A 16,806-nucleotide genomic window follows, 5' to 3' on the forward strand; every position below is an offset into this window, starting at 1 on the left:
TGCCCTCAACCGCACCGCTTCCCTTCTTCCTCCCGCGCCGCGTTTCCGTTAGCGCGAAAGAGGCGTGATTCTAAGCACCCGTCCCCGTCTGCGCAACCCCCTTTGTGAAAATATTTTGAAAAGCTCCCGTGCGCTACCGCACGGGAGCTTGGGGCGTGACGCTCTACATAGTGGCTCTACATAGTGCAGTGCGACGGGCCCCTCGACGGATCCACGGCGAGCCCATCTTTCCTCATATATATAGGAGGTCGGCAACATCCTCTGTTCGACCCCGCCTCGCACTTGCCTCGCGCCAGTCACCACGCAGCGGAACAAACAAGGGAGCGCACGCCGTCGAGTATCATGCCGCGATCGAACAACGCACTCATACCGACGATGGACAGCACCACTCAAACCGGCGACGCCGATCTCCGCGATGAATACGCCGCGCTGCGCGAGCGCGCCGTCGTGCTCGAAGAACAGGTCCCGCCGCTCCTGCAACGCATCTCGGATGTCCTGCCGCGAATCAGCGGCCAGTCCGAACTGGCGGACGAGCATCGTGAACGGCTCGTCGGCGCGCGCAACGCAGCGATGGTCTCGATCGAAAACTATCAACAGGCGATCCCGTTCCTGCAGACGGCCGATTCGATCATCGAGCAGCTCGACAAGACGCCCGAGCGCGACGAGGACATCGAGTGGCGCGAATCGCTGCTGCAGCGGCTCGACGAACTGATCGACGTCGCGGTCGTCATGATCGACGATGCGCAAGGCTATTTCGAGCAGGCAGATGCTTGCGATCTCTCCAGCGTGCCGAAGTCCATTCTCGAAGGCTGAGCATCACGGCCGTGAGGCATACGGTGCGTCGACCGCATAGGTTGTTGCGCATGCCACCGGCTCCGCACATGCCGACCGGCTGTCACGGCTCGACACCTTGACGTCGACAGTCCGATACGTCTCCCGAAAAAGCTCACCTTGCTGCCGGTTCACGGGTATCAGCCAGCCGCGACCCGTGACTAAAGCGCATCGAGAACGATCGTTTCGCCGACGATCGGCACGCGGATATACCCGCCCTCCGCATCGCCATACGCATGCGCGTGTCCGTCGATCACGTATTGCGCGGTCAATGCGCACAGCGTCGCGTCGCGCGCGTCGACCGATCGCAGCGTCGATACGTCGATCCCGAGTTGTGCGAGCAATTGCCGGCGCTGGTTGCGTTTCTGCTTCGCCGACGCAATCGCCTTGCCGAGCATCGCGCAGGTAATCGCGTACGGATAAGTCTCGAAGCTCACGCGCCCGCCGGCATAGCGCGCATCGGTCAGCAGCGGATAGGTGTCGGCCAACGCGCGGTAGACGCGCTCCCCCATGAACATCCAATCGAAGAAGCCCGACGTGCTGGCCACGGCCTGCTCGCGCGACGGCGTCGGGAAACACGAGATCCGTTCACGCGCGAGCGCCTGCTCGGCAGCCCGGCGTCCGCTTCCTGTCCACCACAGGCTCGGCGCATCGACGCCGACCGCCACCACGCCATGCTCGATGCACAGCGAAGGCAGCGCTTCGGGTGCGAGCCGCGCCTCGCGCCAGACGACCGTCGAACCGCGCAGGATCACGAGGTCGCATTGCTTCTTGTCGCCGCCTACGTCGACGCCCGCCACCGCAGGCAATAACCGCGCGACGGATCGGGATCGGGACGCCTGCATGGCTGCGCGTCAGTCCACCGGCCGCGCGTCGTACGCGGCATCGAAGATCCCTTCCAGGCCCGGATGCACGCCGCGCATCCGGTCGACAACCGACTTCGCCCAGTCGAAGTACGCCTGCTTGCGCTCGAGCGGCCAGTCCGCGGGCGGGTGCCGCGCGATGTCGCGCAGGTTGCAGATCTTGTCGGCGAGCTTCACGAGCTTGGCGCGGCGGCTGATCGTCGCCGCATGCTCGACCTGCAGGCGCTTGCGCTCGTCCTTCGGCAACGACTTGTCGTCGGTGACTTCCATCACGATGTCCGCGACGTCCTTGCCGAACAGGCGCAGCAGCTCCTGCTCGGTGGTCTCCGTGTCCTCGATCGTGTCGTGCAACACCGCCGCGACGATCACGCGTTCGTCCTCGATGCCGGCTTCGTTGGCCAGCACGGCGGCCAGCGCGATCGGGTGGTTGATGTACGGCGATGCCTCATCGTCCTTGCGCCGCTGATTGCGATGCTTGTCCGCCGCGAACGCAATGGCAGCTACCAGCTTGTTCATGTTGATCCCTCGTGTGGCCGGACCCGTGACCGGTAGAACCGGTCGCGTGCGTTTCGGAACCGCACATACTACCTGTACGCGATGACCATTCCCACGTATCGGGACATCGGGCCGCCCGACGTCATGCGCCAGCCGCCTCGCGCTGCAGCGCGACCACGTTGACCTGCGCGCCGAACACGTCCCGCACGAGCGGCAACAGGTGATCATGGTGCGTCAGGAACAGCACCTGAGTTCGCGTGGACAGATCGCGCAGCGCCTCGAGACCCGCCCTCGCACGCGCATCGTCGAAGTTGATGAACAGGTCGTCGGCAACGAACGGCAACCCGGTCCTGCTGGCGAGCTGCAGTTCGAGCGCCGCGATCCGCAGCGCGAGGAACAGCTGGTCGCGCGTCCCTTCGCTCAGGCCGGCGACTTCGACCGACGTGCCCTTCGTGCGCCGCGCGTACAGTGCGGGCGGCGTCCGTTCGGTGTCGACGGTCAGCCGCGCGAATTCGCCGAGCGTGAGCCCCGCGAAAATCTCGCCTGCCCGGCGCAGCATCGGCCCCTGCTTCTGGTCGCGATAGCGATCGGTCGCCCACTTCAGCAAGCGGCTCGCGGTCGCCGCTTCCAGATACTGTTCCGCTGCATCGCCCATCGCCGCCAGCGCTTCCTGTCGCCTTGCCTCGGCCACGGCCGCGTTCGCCTGGCCGTCGATCGCGCCGAATGCCTGCTGGACGACGACCTGCTGCTGCGCCAGCGCGTTCAGGCGCTTGCCGACGTCGCCTAGCGACTGTTTCACCGCTTCGAGATGCGCGGGCACGTCGGCGATGTCCTGTTCCGCGACCTCGGCCTCGACGGCCGGCTGGGACAACCCGTCGCCGTCGCGCACCAGCGCCTCCTTCGCGGCATCGACGTCCTGTCGAAGCTGGCGCTGCCGATCCGATTGCTCGGCCAGCGGCAGCGCCGCGTCGATCGACCCGACACCGGCCAGTTGCAGCAACGGCTGAATGCGGGCATCGGCGCCCGCCACCGCGGCAGCCGCATCGGCGACCTTGCCGTCCGCCTGCCGCACCGCATCGTCGGCACGACCGATCGCGCGCGCGGTTTCCCGTGCGGCCGCCACGCGCATCGTCAACCGGCGCGCAACGTCCAGCCAGTCGCCGCTCGCCAGCCATGCGGGCTCGAGCGCTTCGGCCAGCCGCCGTGTGCCGGCCTCGAGCGCAGCCAGCTCAGCACGGATCGCAGCAATCCGGTTGCGCGGCGCATCGGCGCCGGCCAGTTCGGCATTCACCGTATTCGCGAGCGCGAGCGCACCTTCTGCCGCAGCCAGCGTCACCGCATTCGCGGACAGTTTCGCGTCGGCAAGCGCATCGCGCCATTGCGCGTGCCACGCATCGTAGGCGGCCTGGGCCTGGCCGGCGCGTGAACGGGCCGTCGCGCACCCGCGTTCGGCTTCGCGCGCGCGGTCCTCGAGGCTGTCCTTCTGCGCAAGCGTCTTCTCGGCCGACTGCACGAATGTCTCGGCGATCGCGATGAGTGCCGCCAGCCCGTCGGCGTCGCTGCCGCGCGACACCAGGCGCAGCGCCGAACGCAGCGCGGCTTCCGAGCCGGCCCGCGCATCGCGGATCGTCGCGAATTCGCGGCGCTGGCGGTCGAGCTCCAACTGCGCGGCAAACACCGTATCGCGCTTCGCGAGCCAGTCGCCCATCGCCGCCAGCGGCATGCCGGGCACGCCGGCCGTCGTCGCCAGTTCGGACCACGCGTCGCGATGCGCGGCCAACTCACGGTCGCGCTCGTCCACGGCCGCCTGCCTGCGCATCAACACGGCGCGCGCGGACTCGACCTGCTGACGCAGCGATTGCAGCGTCGCCGCCGCTTGCGTGGCCCCGAGCTGCGCATCGACGAGTTCGTCGGCAAGCCGAATCGCATCGTCGACGGCCGGTGCGCCGGTTGCCAGATCGACCGCGCCACTGCGAATGTCGCCCCACGCGCCGTCGCGGCGTGCGCGCGCCGCCAGCACCTCGGCGGTCGTGACGACCTTGTGGGTCTCCGCGAAATGCTTCTCCTGCAGTTCGAGTCGCTCGTGTTCCTCCTGCGCGCCGTCCCGCGCATCGCGTGCGGCGGTGGCCGCGCTCGCGCGCGCGCTCGCTTCGTTGAGCAGCGCGCCGAGCCGCGCCGCCGACGGCACATCGAGCGCACGCAGCGCGTCGACCGGCTTGCGCCACTGGCCAAGCGCATCGAGCGCGTCGGACAGCGTATGCTCGGCGGCAGCGATGTCGCGTTCGAGTGCCTGTTCACGCTGCGCGCTATTGCGAAAGCCCTGCGCATCGGCGAGCGCCGCACGAAGCGCTTCAGGCACATCGACGGTCGACAGGCGCGCCAGTTGTTCCTGCGCCTGCGCGAGTTCCTGCGTGCGCTCGTCGAGCGATTCGCACGCGCCGGCCAGTGCCTGATGCAGCGCGCCGTGGTCGCGCAACAGGTTCGCGACCGTGTTCAGCGACAGCGCGGTCGGCAGTGCCGCGCGCAGCGACACCTCGGCGGTCGGCCAGCCGAGCTGAGCGGCGGCAGCACCCGCGGCGGACAGATGCCGCTCGACGTCCGCGCCGAGCAACAGCAGATCCTGTGCGTGATTCATGCATGCGCCACGCAGCCGGTCGAGCGCTTCGATATCGCCTTCGAGCGCCAGCGCGTCGGCATCCGGATCGATCGCATCACGCGCCTGCCGTTTCGCGAGCAGGTCCGCACGGCGCTCCTCGAGCACCTTCTGTTCGGCCGCGAGATCGCCTTGCGCTTTCAGCAAATCCGCGTAAGCGGTCGGCGGCAGCTCGACGACGGCGCCCAGTTCGGCCAGCGCCGCTTCCTTGATCGTCAATTCCTTCAGGTAAGGCGCCAGCCGCCGCACGCGCTCGAGCTTCGAGCGCAGCGCTTCAAGGCGGCGCTGCTCCGCGCGCGCCTGCTCGATCTCCTGCTCGACCGCGTCGCGCGCGTCCTTGCGATCGACCCAGTCGCGCGTGCGCACCTGAACCGCCTTCAGCTCGCCGACCGCTTCGTTGAACGACGTCTCTGCCTGCGCGAATGCGCTGCCGCTGCGTCGCGGCGCCCACAGTTCGGCCGAACGCGCGTCGAGTTCCTCGCGCACGGGCCCGAGCGTGCCGACGCCTGCCGCCGATTCGAACAGCACCTGACCGAGTTTGTCGGACGCGTCGAGAATGCTCCGTCCGCCGGCGACGAGCCGTCCATGGTCGAGCCCGAACATCTGCTCGAAGAACTCGCGCGTCGCGCCGTCGAGGATGGCGTCGAGATAGTCGTCCGGCAGCTTATCGTCGGCGGGCGTGCGCAATGGGCTGCGCCCGCGGGCGCGATGAAAGGCGAGCGCGCCAGCGCCCCCCTCCAGCACGCCGCCGATCCGCAGTTCGGGTGTCGCATGCAGGAAGTCGAGCGGCGTCTGAAGCTTCATCCCGAACAGCAGTTCCGACACGGCCGTCCGGATCGTTGACTTGCCGGCCTCGTTCGGCCCCACGATCACGTGGAAATCCTGGCCGGCCGACGGAAAGCGCAGCGTCTCGTCGGTGAACTTGCCGTACTTGATCAGATCGAGCTGGCTGATGCGCATCGCTTACTCCCCCCTCGCCAGCCGCGCGAGCAACGCGGGACCGACCTGCTCGACCAGCGCCGCGAGTTCGCCGGCGCGCGCCATCGTCAGCAGCGGCACCTCTTCCTTCACGTCGCTGCGCACCTTGCCGACGAACGGCTTCAGGTCACGTTCGAGCAGCGCGAGGAAATCCGGATCGTGCGCGGCGTCGGCCAGGATCTGCTTCAGATCCTCCAGCGCCTCGAGTTGCTCGCTCTCGCCCTGCGCCTGCTCGGGCGCGGACGTCGCGAGCCGGACCTTCTCCAGCCACAGCCGTTCGTTGCCGATGATGCCGATCTGGTTCAGCACCTCCGCGCGCAATTGCGGCGCGCGGCCGAAGAAGAGACCATGCGCGGGCGTGCGCCCGGTGACCGTCACGCGCACCGCGCGCGGCACGTGGCCATCGGCGCTCAACAGTGCCTCCAGCGACTGGCCGATCTTTCTCGACAGATCGGCGACCGTGAGGCAGTCGGACGCGTCGACCGACAATGCTTCCCAGCGCAGCACGTCGAGGTACAGGCGCTCGACGTGCGTGCGCCCCTGCTCGACCGTCACGAGCACCGCGCCGCGGCGGCCCGTCTCGCGGATATGGCGCCCCTGCAGGTTGCCGGGAAACACGACGGTCGACGGCCCCGACCATTGCTGAAACTCGTGCACGTGGCCGAGCGCCCAGTAGTCATAGCCTTTCGCGTGCAGTTCCGCCAGCGTGCACGGCGCATAGTTCGCATGCGCCGCATAGCCTTCGAGCGCGGTGTGCAGCACGCCGATGTTGTAATGGCCCGGCACGGGATCCGGATAGCCGATCGCGAGATTGTCGACGACGGCCTTGTCCTTGAAGCTCTGCCCGTGCAGCGCCACGTCGAATTCCGGCAGCTTGAAGGTTTCCGGCTTGCGATGACCGAACACTGTGACGTTGTCGGGCAAGGTCAGCTTCTTCGTCATCTCGCTTTCGGCATCGTGATTGCCGCCGAGCACGAATGCGCGAATGCCGGCCTTGCGCAGGCGGCCCATTTGCTGGCCGAAGAAAATGCCGGTGTTGTGGTCCTTCCAGTCGCCGTCGTACAGGTCGCCGGCGATCACGAGGAACGCGACCTCCTCTTCGATCGCACGATCCACGAGCTGCCGCAGCGCCTCGCGCGACGCGTTGCGCAACTGCGCGGCCGGCGCGTCGGGATACGCGCTCAGGCCGTGCAACGGGCTGTCAAGGTGAATGTCTGCCGCGTGGATGAACTTCACGAAGATTCCTCTGTTTCATGACGAAGGGGCGATGCGGCCGGTCGCAATCCGGAGCGCGGCCGGGTGCACCGTCGCGATGCGGCGCTCGTCCGGACCCATGGTGCCGCTCGTCGCCAGCGGGTCGCGATGGTACCTGAAAGCGGGCGCCGCGAATGCGCAGGACCTGGCGTCCGCCCTGCTCGCCTCACGCGCGTCACTCGCCGCACGGCACGGGAGGCGGCGCAAAGCCGTTGTCGTTGCCCGGGAACGGATTCGCGTTGCGACGCAGCGCCTCCTCGTCGCTTTCCTTCTGCGCGAACGATGCGACGCCGATCACACCGCCGTCCGCCGTATCGCCGTACTTCGAATTCGCGACACCGTCGCCGGGCACCGATGCGAAGCGGAACGCGGCGACTTCATCGCGGCTCTTGCGGCAACCCTCGATCGTCAGCGTGCGGCCCGGATCGGACACGCCTGCCTGGACCGCCTTGCGCAGAAGATCCGGAACCCCGCTATTTAAGCATGGCGGGCGGGCAATGGGCAGAGGGTGCACAGACCACCCGTTTCCGTCCGCGGCACACGCTTCCACATGATGCGCGGCGCATCAATAAAAAAAGCCCGGCCCGCATCGAAGCGGGCCGGGCTTTCGCGGGAAGCGTATCGCTTACAGCGCGCCGCCTTGTGCCGACGCCGAACCCTTCACGCCGACCGATGCGCCGCCCTGCACCGAGTTCGCCGCGCCTTCGAGCGCTTCGCCGGCCTTCGCCTTCGCGCCGCCGGCGACATCACCCGCCGTCGACACCGCGCCTTGCGCGTGGCTCTTTGCCGAGGATGCAACGTGCTTCACGTGCGACTTCGTCGTGTGCACGGCCGATGTCGCGGCATCCTTCGCCGAGCCCGCAGCCGAACCGACCGCCTGCGTCGCGCCGCCAACCGCGTTGCCCGCTGCCGAGCCGACGCCGCCAACCGTCTTGCCCACGCCGTTCAGCGCACCGCCGACGAGGTTGCCCGCGCCCGAACCCGAGCCCGCGGCATTCGCGCCTGCACCTGCCTGCACACCCACGCCGCCGCCGAGCAGCGGCGTCTGGACTTGGGCGCCGACGCCGGCGGAACCTTCTGCGCCCGTCTGTGCCGTTTGTGCGAAAGCAGCCGATGCGATTGCCGTCAGCGCGGCGCCAAGCAGAATCGTGCGAATCTTGTTCATGGTCATTCTCCCCAAAGACGTTGTTGCTGCGGGCCGCCTTCGTGCGGCTTGTCGCATGCCTCACCGCGACGTGCGGCAGGTGGAGCTAATGTAGCCGCGCCAACGCCCAAAACCATCGAATTGCGGGGACTGTTACTTCCGTTGCAAATGCTGACGATTGACTCACACTGTTTGACAATCATCGCGACCGGCACGTGATTGGCATCGTCCGATGGCATGCATTGGCGCATCCGGTACGACGCATCGGCTAGCAGGGAAACCGGCCGTTTCTGTAGGCATCCCAAAGAACATGTGTCGGCCAGCCGTCGATGCGGCCCGACAGCCGGCTTCTCGCGATCAGCTCGATGTCGTCCGACACGCACGCCGCGAGGTCGGCATTCCCCGATGCCCGGAACGCGAGCCTGAACGCCTTTTCCCGGAGGGCATCCACGGCCGGCTTGTCGAGCGCGGCCCACGGATCGCCGTCGATTTCGTCGAATGCCGTCATCCAGCTGGCGTCGAACGGCTCCGCCTCGCGGCTGGCCAGCGCGCGATCGCAATCGACGTCGCCGAGGAAATCGAAAAAGCCCGGGCCCGACAGGATCGCGTCCATTTCAAGCAGATGCGCGTTCGTCACTGCGACCCCTTGCCACGATGCGTGGCCGTTCTGTTCGTCGTTTGCCATGTGCCGTCTTCATGTTCCGCAGCGGTGACGTGCAGCGCCCTGCCCGCCGCGACCGGCAGACCGGCGCCGCACGCCATCCGCCGACGCCGCCCGCTTACGGCCTGAACGTGTCGCCCAGCACGACACCTTCGCGTCGCGGATCGGTACCGCCCTGCAGCGCGGGCGACTGGCCGACCGTCACGCGCATCACGGTGTTGACGCCGCTCGCCTGCGCGGACGTCGACACCTTGTGCCCGAGCGCGACGAGCCCCGCGATCAGCGGATCGTTCGCGCCATTGTTCGATGCATCGACGTTCGGATGCTCGCCGCCGATGTTCGTCGTCGGGCTGTTGCTCGCGCCGAAGTCGACAAGGCCCGCGGACTGCTGCGCGTCGAGCCCCCAGTCGAGCACGCCGACGAGCGTCTTGACCACGTATTGCGGAATCGTGCCGCCGCCCGGCGAACCGGTAGCCATCACGAAATCGCCGCGCGAGCCGTCCGCGGCCTTGCCGAACACGATCGTCGGCGCCATCGAACTGCGCGGCCGCTTGCCCGGCTGCAAGCGGTTCGCCACCGGATTGCCGGCGCTGTCGACCGGGTTCGCGGAGAAATCGGTCAGCTGGTTGTTCAGCAGGAAACCGTGGGTCATGTGGAACGAACCCATGCTCGACTCGACGGTCGTCGTCGCGCTCAGCACGTTACCGTCGCCGTCGACGATCGTGAACTGGTTCGTGCCGTGCTCGATCAGCGTCGTGTCGACGCCGAGCGGCACTGCGCCGAGATTGCCGGGCTGCGCGGTGCCCATGCTGCGGTTCGTGTCGATCAGTGCGGCACGCGACTTCAGGTACGGCTTGTTCAGCAGCGTGTCCCACGTGCCGCCCGGTAGCGGCACGAAATCCGTATCGGCCACGTACTTGTCGCGATCGGCATACGCGAGACGCTCGGCTTCGGTGATCAGGTGCACGCCGGCGACGGTCGGCTTGCCGCCTTCGAGATCGATCGCCGTCGGCTTCAGCGACTTCAGGTCGAAGTTCTCGAGGATGCCGAGCGCCGACGCGACGGCGATACCGCCCGACGACGGCGGCGGCATCCCGCACACCCAGTAGCTGCGATAGGTCGTGCACACGGGTTCGCGACGCTTCGCCTGGTATGCGGCCAGATCGGCGACGGTCGTCTTGCCCGGCGTGATCGTCGAGCCGTCGGCGCCCTGCGTCGTCGCGATCTTCGCGACGATGTCCTGCGCGATCTGCCCCGTGTACAGCGCGCTCGCGCCGGACTGCGCCATCAGCGTCAGCGTATGCGCGTAAGCCGGGTTCTTCAGCACGGTGCCGAGCGTTTTCGGCGTGCCGTCCGCGTTCAGGAAATACGCGGCGGCCTCGGGATCGCGCTTCAGGTTCGCGGCGTTCAACGCAATCGCATCGGCCAGCCGGCCGCCGATCGGGAAGCCGTTGGTCGCGAGCGTGATCGCATCGCCGAACAGCCCCTGCCACGGCAGCTTGCCGTGATCCTGCTGCAGCGCCTCGATGAGCCTCGGCACGCCGATCGTGCCGATCGAACGGCCGCTTGCGCGTGCGTTCGGTCGCGGTGCCGACTGGTCGGTCTGGTCGTCGACGTAGCGCAGGTAGTTCTCCGTTGCCGCGGCCGGCGCCGTTTCCCGTCCGTCGTATGCCTGCAGCGTCTTGCCACGCGCATCGTAGTAGAGCAGCACGCCGCCCGAGCCGAGGCCGGTCGCCTCGGGCACCGTCAGGCCGAGCACGGCCTGCACGGCGACCGCCGCGTCGGCGGCCGTGCCGCCCCGCTTCAGCACCGCACAGCCGGCCGCACTGGCATAAGCGTTCGAGGTCGCCACCAGATACGTCTTCGCATAGACGGGTTTCATGCCGGTGCGGTAGCCCGACGAGGCTTCCGGCAGCGACGGATCGCCCGGCTGGTTCGAGCCCACGACGACCGTCGAGCCGCTGCTGTCGATCGCGAGGCAGCTGGATGCGGGCGGCGACGTGGCGCCTGCGTTGTTTTCGATATCGTCACTGCCGCACGCCGTCATCAGGACAGCCACGACCAATGCGGACACGTACGGGAAAATCACTGTTCGGTTCATTCTCTCTCGGGATTCTTGTAGGTCGTTGCGATGTTCGTCACGCTGCCTGCCTCCCTCGGCGGGTGGGCAACGCGATCGATAGTCCCACGAACGGATTTTTTGGCGCAAGAAGGAATTGATGCAATGTGACCGGCGGTTGTGCGTGCAACGTCACCGAACTGGCTCGCAATCACACCGTCGCTACGCGCCATTTCCGGTGTGACGAGCGATTTCAGGCCACGCGACCGCCGCCTCAGCGGCACAGCGAGCAGGGGCTTGCTCGAGTTACCGCAATTCCAAGCGGCTACTCGACCAAGCCCCTGATTCGGCCGTACATCGACCAGTCGAACCCTGAATCCCGGATCGGTGGGGTCGACTAGTCTCGAATTCGACAGGTCGCGGCATTCCTGTCTGCGTTACCGCCGCCATTCGAGGAGGCGGATGCCGTCCGCGACCGCGGGTCATCCGGCGCCGGCGGCGGCTCGAGCGCTCGGAGCACACTGGCGCGACCGCCGTCGTCGTTCGGCAATTGCGGTTGCCCGCGCGCAAAAGCCGGCACGGCCGCCGCCGCGAGCAGCGCGGCGACCACCAGCCGGGAATGGAGCTGCGTCGCGCTCCCCTGCTTCATTGCGCGCTCGCGGTCGATACGGTCGTTGCCGCGGCGGCCGTCGCGGTGCGCTGATCGCCGTGCGCGATCGCATAGAGCTCGCGATTGCGCGCGACCGTCGACGCGCTCGGCGGATAGTCGGAGTTCGACGTGGGCACGGTGCCGTCGCGTTGTGCCTGAACGAGATCGGCGATCACCTCGGCGCGGGTCACGCCGGACGACGAAGTTTGTGCGAAAGCGGCAACCGGCGTTCCGACGACGACGGCGAGCAGTGCGGCTGCGATCAGTTTGCGATTCATGATGAAACTCCCGAGAACGGTTCGATGAAGACGCATCGTCGATGCGCCGCCGGCGTGACCGCTATCGCGATTCGCCGCCTGACACGTCCATTCTGGCGATCGTCCCGCACCCGACGCTGACCGTCAGATGACAATTTTGAAATCCGCGGCCCGCGCACGGATAACAGTTTCGTAATCTTCGGGTCAGGGTCGGGACAGCGCCGCGCCAGCAGACTGCATGCTCGCCGCATCGAATGCGGCATCCATGCCCCCTGCTTCGAGGAACAACATCATGTGGATCGTCCGGCTGGCGTTGCGCAGGCCCTATACGTTCGTCGTACTCGCGCTGCTGATCTTCATCGCAGCGCCGCTTGCGATCCTGCGCATGCCGATCGACATCTTTCCGAACATCGACATTCCGGTCGTCAGCATCGTCTGGTCATACAACGGCTTTTCCGCCGAGGACATGGCCAAGCGGATCACGTCGAACTACGAGCGCGCGCTGACCTCCGACGTCGACGACATCGAGCACATCGAATCGCAGTCGCTGAACGGGGTGTCGGTCGTGAAGATCTTCTTCCACCCGGGTGCTGACATCAATCGCGCAATCGCGGAAGCCGCGAGCAACTCCGCGTCGATCCTGCGGATCCTGCCGCCCGGCACGCTGCCGCCGAACATCATCACGTACAACGCGTCGACGGTGCCGATCCTGCAGCTCGGGCTGTCCAGCAACACCCTCGCCGAACAGCAACTGTACGACCTCGGCAACAGCTTCATCCGCACGCAGCTCGCGACCGTGCAGGGCGCGGCGGTGCCGCTGCCGTTCGGCGGCAAGATCCGCCAGATCGTCGTCGACCTGGACACGCGCGCGCTGCAGGCGAAAGGGCTCGCGCCCATCGACGTGGTGAACGCGATCAACGCGCAGAACCTGATCCTGCCGGGTGGCACCGCGAAGATCGGCACGCGCGAGTACAACGTGCAGATGAACGGCAGCACGCAAACGGTCGCCGCGCTGAATAACCTGCCCGTCAAGACGATCGACGGCAATGTGGTCTATGTGCGTGACGTCGCGCATGTTCGCGACGGCTACGCACCGCAGACCAACATCGTGCGCGTCGACGGCAAGCGCGCCGCGCTCCTGACCGTCGAGAAGACCGGCAGCGCGTCAACGTTGACGATCATCGACCAGGTCAAGGCGATGCTGCCGAAGATTGCAGCCGGCTTGCCGAAAGCACTGCACATCTCCGCGCTCGGCGATCAGTCGGTGTTCGTGAAGGCGGCGATCCAGGGCGTCGTGCGCGAAGCGCTGATCGCCGCCGGCCTGACCGCGCTGATGATCCTGTTGTTTCTCGGCAGCTGGCGCGCGACGTTGATCATCGCAGTATCGATTCCGCTTGCGGTGCTCACGTCGCTGCTCGCGCTGAGCGCACTCGGCCAGACCATCAACATCATGACGCTCGGCGGGCTCGCGCTCGCGGTCGGGATACTTGTCGACGACGCGACCGTCGCGATCGAGAACATCACGCATCATCTGGAACAAGGTGTGCCGCTGGAAGAGGCAATCCTGACCGGCGCGGGTGAGATAGCGGTGCCGACCTTCGTGTCGACGCTGTCGATCTGCATCGTGTTCGTGCCGATGTTCATGCTCACGGGTGTCGCGCGCTACCTGTTCGTACCGATGGCCGAAGCGGTGATCTTCGCGATGGTCGCGTCGTATTTCTTCTCGCGCACGCTGGTGCCGACACTCGCAATGGTATTGATGCGCGCGAAGGGGCACGGCCGGCCGCCGCGTGGCGCGTTCGCGCGCATCGCACGATTCCAGGCCGCGTTCGAACGTCGCTTCGAGGCGGTCCGGTTGCGCTATCACGCGCTGCTCTCGGCGGCTATCGCATACCGCCGCCGCTTTGCGGCCGCGTTCCTGATTACGTGCGCCGCGTCGACCGGCCTGTTCACGTTCGCCGGCCAGGACTTCTTTCCGTCGGTCGACACGGGCGAGATCCGCCTGCATCTGCGCGCGCCGACCGGCACGCGGATCGAGGAAACCGCGCGCCTCACCGACGAAGTGGAAGCGCGTATCCGTACCGTCATTCCGGCGAACGAACTCGCGGGCATGCTCGACAACATCGGTGTGCCGATAAGCGGGATCAACCTCACGTACGATTCGTCCGACCCGATCGGCACCGAGGATGCGGACGTGCTGATCACGCTGAAGCCGAACCACGCGCCGACGGCAGCCTATGTCGCGAAGCTTCGCAACCTGCTCGCGCAGTCGTTCCCGGGCGTAACGTTCGCGTTCCTGCCGGCCGACATCGTCAGCCAGATTCTCAATTTCGGGCTGCCCGCGCCGATCGACATCCAGATCGTCGGCAACAAGCTGGACCAGAACCGCACGGTGGCGAATGCTCTGCTTGCCAAGCTGCGCGGCGTGCGCGGCCTCGTCGATACGCGCATCCAGCAGCCCGGCGATGCACCCGCGATCAACGTCGACGTGGACCGCACGAAAGCGATTCAAGCCGGCCTCGAACAGCGCGATGTCGCGCAGAACCTGCTGATCGCGCTGTCGGGCAGTTCCCAGACGACGCCGAACTTCTGGCTCGATCCGCGCAACGGCGTCAGCTACCCGTTGATCGTGCAAGCACCGCAGTATTCCGTCGACTCACTGCAGGCGCTTGCGAACATACCGCTGCCGACGGGCGCTGCGCGCACGCCACAGACGCCCGTCGGCGGTCCGGCTGCGGGCGCACCCGCACAGAACCTGCTCGGCGCATTGGGCACGTTCTCACGCGCGACGCAACAGGCCGTGGTGTCGCATTACAACGTGCAGCCCGTGCTCGACATCTTCGCGTCGGTACAAGGACGCGACCTCGGCGGCGTCACGGCCGACGTGACGAAGCTCGTCGACGACGCGCGCGCGCAACTGCCGCCCGGTTCGTCGATCGTGCTGCGCGGCCAGGTGCAGGCGATGCACGAATCGTTTGCCGGGCTGCTCGGCGGGCTCGCGCTCGCGATCGCGCTCGTCTACTTGCTGATGGTCGTCAACTTCCAGTCGTGGCTTGACCCGCTCGTGATCGTCGGCGGCCTGCCCGCATCGCTCGCCGGCATCGCATGGATGCTGTTCGCCACGCGCACCACGCTGTCGGTACCCGCGCTGACCGGCACGATCCTGTGCATCGGCATCGCGACCGCGAACAGCATCCTCGTCGTCAACGCGGCGCGCGAGCTGATCGCGAGCGGCGCATCACCGTGGGAAGCCGCGCTCGACGCCGGATTCAGCCGCTTCCGTCCGGTCGTCATGACCGCACTCGCGATGCTGATCGGCATGCTGCCGATGGCGCTCGGCCTCGGCGACGGCGGCGAACAAAACGCCCCGCTTGGCCGTGCCGTGATCGGCGGGCTGGCGTTCGGCACGCTGTCGACACTGCTGTTCGTACCCGTCTTGTTCGGTTTCATCCACGCATGGCTCGACCGACGTCGCGAGGCGGCCACTGCCCGCCGCGCGCAGGACATGCCGGTGGTGTCCTGATCGCGGATGCATCCCGATTCCCTTCGACTCGCCCGACCTCGAACTCATCATGAACGACACGACCGAACCTCTCACCCCGCCGCCGGCTGCCGAACCGGAAACGATGCCACCGGCCGAGCGACGTGCGGCGCCGGAAACGCCTCCGTCCCGGCGCGGTCGCAAGCTGGCCGTCCCGCTTGCCGCAATTGCAGTCGCCACCGCGCTGCTCGCGATCGGCATCATGCCACGCATCGACGCGCGCGCCGCGCAACGCCATCAGGTGGCTGCGCAGCAGGCACTGCCGGTGACCGTGATCCAGCCCGGCGCCGCCCCGGCCGAGCAGACACTCACGCTGCCGGGCGCAGTGATGCCGTATGCGGAAGCGTCGATCTACGCGCGCACGAGCGGCTACATCGCACACTGGAGCGCGGACATCGGCACGCATGTGAAGGCCGGGCAGACGCTCGCGCAGATCACGGCGCCCGACCTCGACGCGCAACTGCGCCAGGCGCGCGCGGACACGGCGACCGCGCAAGCGAACTACGACTATGCGAAATCGACCGCGCAGCGCTGGCAGGACATGCTGAAGACGCAATCGGTGTCGCAGCAGGACACCGACACGAAGGTTGCCGACATGAACGCGAAGCGCGCGATGCTCTCATCCGCGCAGGCCAATGCCGCGCATCTGAACGAGCTCGTGTCGTACGAATCGGTGACCGCACCGTTCGACGGCGAGATTACCGCACGCAACGTCGACGTCGGCACGCTCGTGACGGCTGGCGGCACGCCGGGCAGCCCCGGGCTGTCGGGCGAACTGTTCCATCTGGAGCAGACCGACACGCTGCGTGTGTTCGTCGACGTGCCACAGGACAGTGCGGCCGGCGTATCGGCCGGTACGGCCGTCTACCTGACCACGCAGCAGTATCCAGGGCGGCGCTTCGCCGCACACGTCGCCCGCAGTGCGGGCGCGATCGACCCGGTCACGCGGACGCTGCGTGTCGAGATCGACGTCGACAATCGCGATGGCGCGTTGCTGCCCGGCGCGTATGCGCAGGCGCACCTGCTCGTGGCAAGCGCGGCCCCCGCGTTCGAGCTACCGGTCAGTGCGCTGCTGTTCCGGTCGGCCGGCGTGACGGTTGCAACGGTTGGCGCGAACGGACGCGCGGAGCTGAAGACCGTCCAGATCGGGCGCGATTTCGGCACACATGTCGAGATCGTCACGGGGCTCGGCTCGACCGATCGTGTGATCGATAACCCGGGCGATTCGATCGCAAGCGGCGATACCGTGAAGATCGTGTCGGTCGAGCACGGCGCGATGCCAGCCGCTTCGCCGACAGCGCAACCGGGCACGGCAAGCGGTGTGCCGTCAGCGCCACGCGCGGCGGCGTCCATGCCCGCCTCCGCGCCCGTTGCGCATACGTCGAACGCCCGCGCCTGACCCACCCATGCACACCCGTGAG

General features: G+C 67.3%; 12 protein-coding genes. 3 read left to right on the forward strand and 9 right to left on the reverse strand.

The features are described 5' to 3' along the window. Positions 1–375 precede the first annotated feature (375 nt). Positions 376–813: an ATPase gene (locus tag DIE23_RS26350; protein WP_260436168.1), complete on the forward strand. Its 438-nt coding sequence runs from the start codon at positions 376–378 to the stop codon at positions 811–813. A gap of 179 nt (positions 814–992) precedes the next feature. Here DIE23_RS26350 and DIE23_RS26355 read toward each other — a convergent pair whose 3' ends face one another. From DIE23_RS26355 to DIE23_RS26400, 9 genes are all read right to left on the reverse strand, one after another. Beyond that, positions 993–1,676, reverse strand: a complete 684-nt coding sequence (locus tag DIE23_RS26355; protein WP_124614804.1) for a DUF429 domain-containing protein — start codon at positions 1,674–1,676, stop codon at positions 993–995. A 9-nt stretch (positions 1,677–1,685) separates the two neighbouring features. Continuing rightward, a complete protein-coding gene (locus DIE23_RS26360) occupies positions 1,686–2,210 on the reverse strand; it encodes an HD domain-containing protein (RefSeq protein ID WP_124614805.1) in 525 nt (174 codons plus the stop codon). Between the two features lie 121 nt (positions 2,211–2,331). Then, positions 2,332–5,802, reverse strand: a complete 3,471-nt coding sequence (locus tag DIE23_RS26365) for a YhaN family protein (protein WP_124614806.1) — start codon at positions 5,800–5,802, stop codon at positions 2,332–2,334. Between the two features lie 3 nt (positions 5,803–5,805). Next, a complete protein-coding gene (locus tag DIE23_RS26370) occupies positions 5,806–7,056 on the reverse strand; it encodes a DNA repair exonuclease (protein ID WP_124614807.1) in 1,251 nt (416 codons plus the stop codon). A 193-nt stretch (positions 7,057–7,249) separates the two neighbouring features. Then, positions 7,250–7,507, reverse strand: coding sequence for a hypothetical protein (locus DIE23_RS26375; protein ID WP_260436169.1), 258 nt, complete (start codon positions 7,505–7,507; stop codon positions 7,250–7,252). A 192-nt stretch (positions 7,508–7,699) separates the two neighbouring features. Then, on the reverse strand, positions 7,700–8,239 hold the full coding sequence (locus DIE23_RS26380) for a hypothetical protein (protein WP_044848832.1): 540 nt from the start codon (positions 8,237–8,239) through the stop codon (positions 7,700–7,702). 247 nt (positions 8,240–8,486) lie between these two features. Further along, a complete protein-coding gene (locus DIE23_RS26385; RefSeq protein ID WP_124614808.1) occupies positions 8,487–8,903 on the reverse strand; it encodes a hypothetical protein in 417 nt (138 codons plus the stop codon). A gap of 94 nt (positions 8,904–8,997) precedes the next feature. Continuing rightward, complete coding sequence (locus DIE23_RS26390; RefSeq protein WP_124614809.1) at positions 8,998–10,980, reverse strand: gamma-glutamyltransferase family protein; 1,983 nt, start codon at positions 10,978–10,980, stop codon at positions 8,998–9,000. 603 nt (positions 10,981–11,583) lie between these two features. Then, the gene (locus DIE23_RS26400) at positions 11,584–11,865 is read right to left on the reverse strand and encodes a DUF4148 domain-containing protein (protein ID WP_124614811.1); all 282 of its coding nucleotides are present in this window, start codon (positions 11,863–11,865) and stop codon (positions 11,584–11,586) included. 271 nt (positions 11,866–12,136) lie between these two features. Between DIE23_RS26400 and DIE23_RS26405 the strand changes: the two genes are divergently transcribed. Together DIE23_RS26405 and DIE23_RS26410 are read left to right on the forward strand one after the other, a co-directional pair. After that, on the forward strand, positions 12,137–15,367 hold the full coding sequence (locus DIE23_RS26405) for an efflux RND transporter permease subunit (protein WP_124614812.1): 3,231 nt from the start codon (positions 12,137–12,139) through the stop codon (positions 15,365–15,367). A gap of 49 nt (positions 15,368–15,416) precedes the next feature. After that, entirely contained in the window at positions 15,417–16,784 is a 1,368-nt protein-coding gene (locus DIE23_RS26410) for an efflux RND transporter periplasmic adaptor subunit (RefSeq protein ID WP_124614813.1), read from the forward strand. Positions 16,785–16,806: the final 22 nt, after the last annotated feature.

Origin of the sequence: Burkholderia sp. Bp9143 (assembly GCF_003853645.1) — a bacterium.
GTDB lineage: Bacteria > Pseudomonadota > Gammaproteobacteria > Burkholderiales > Burkholderiaceae > Burkholderia.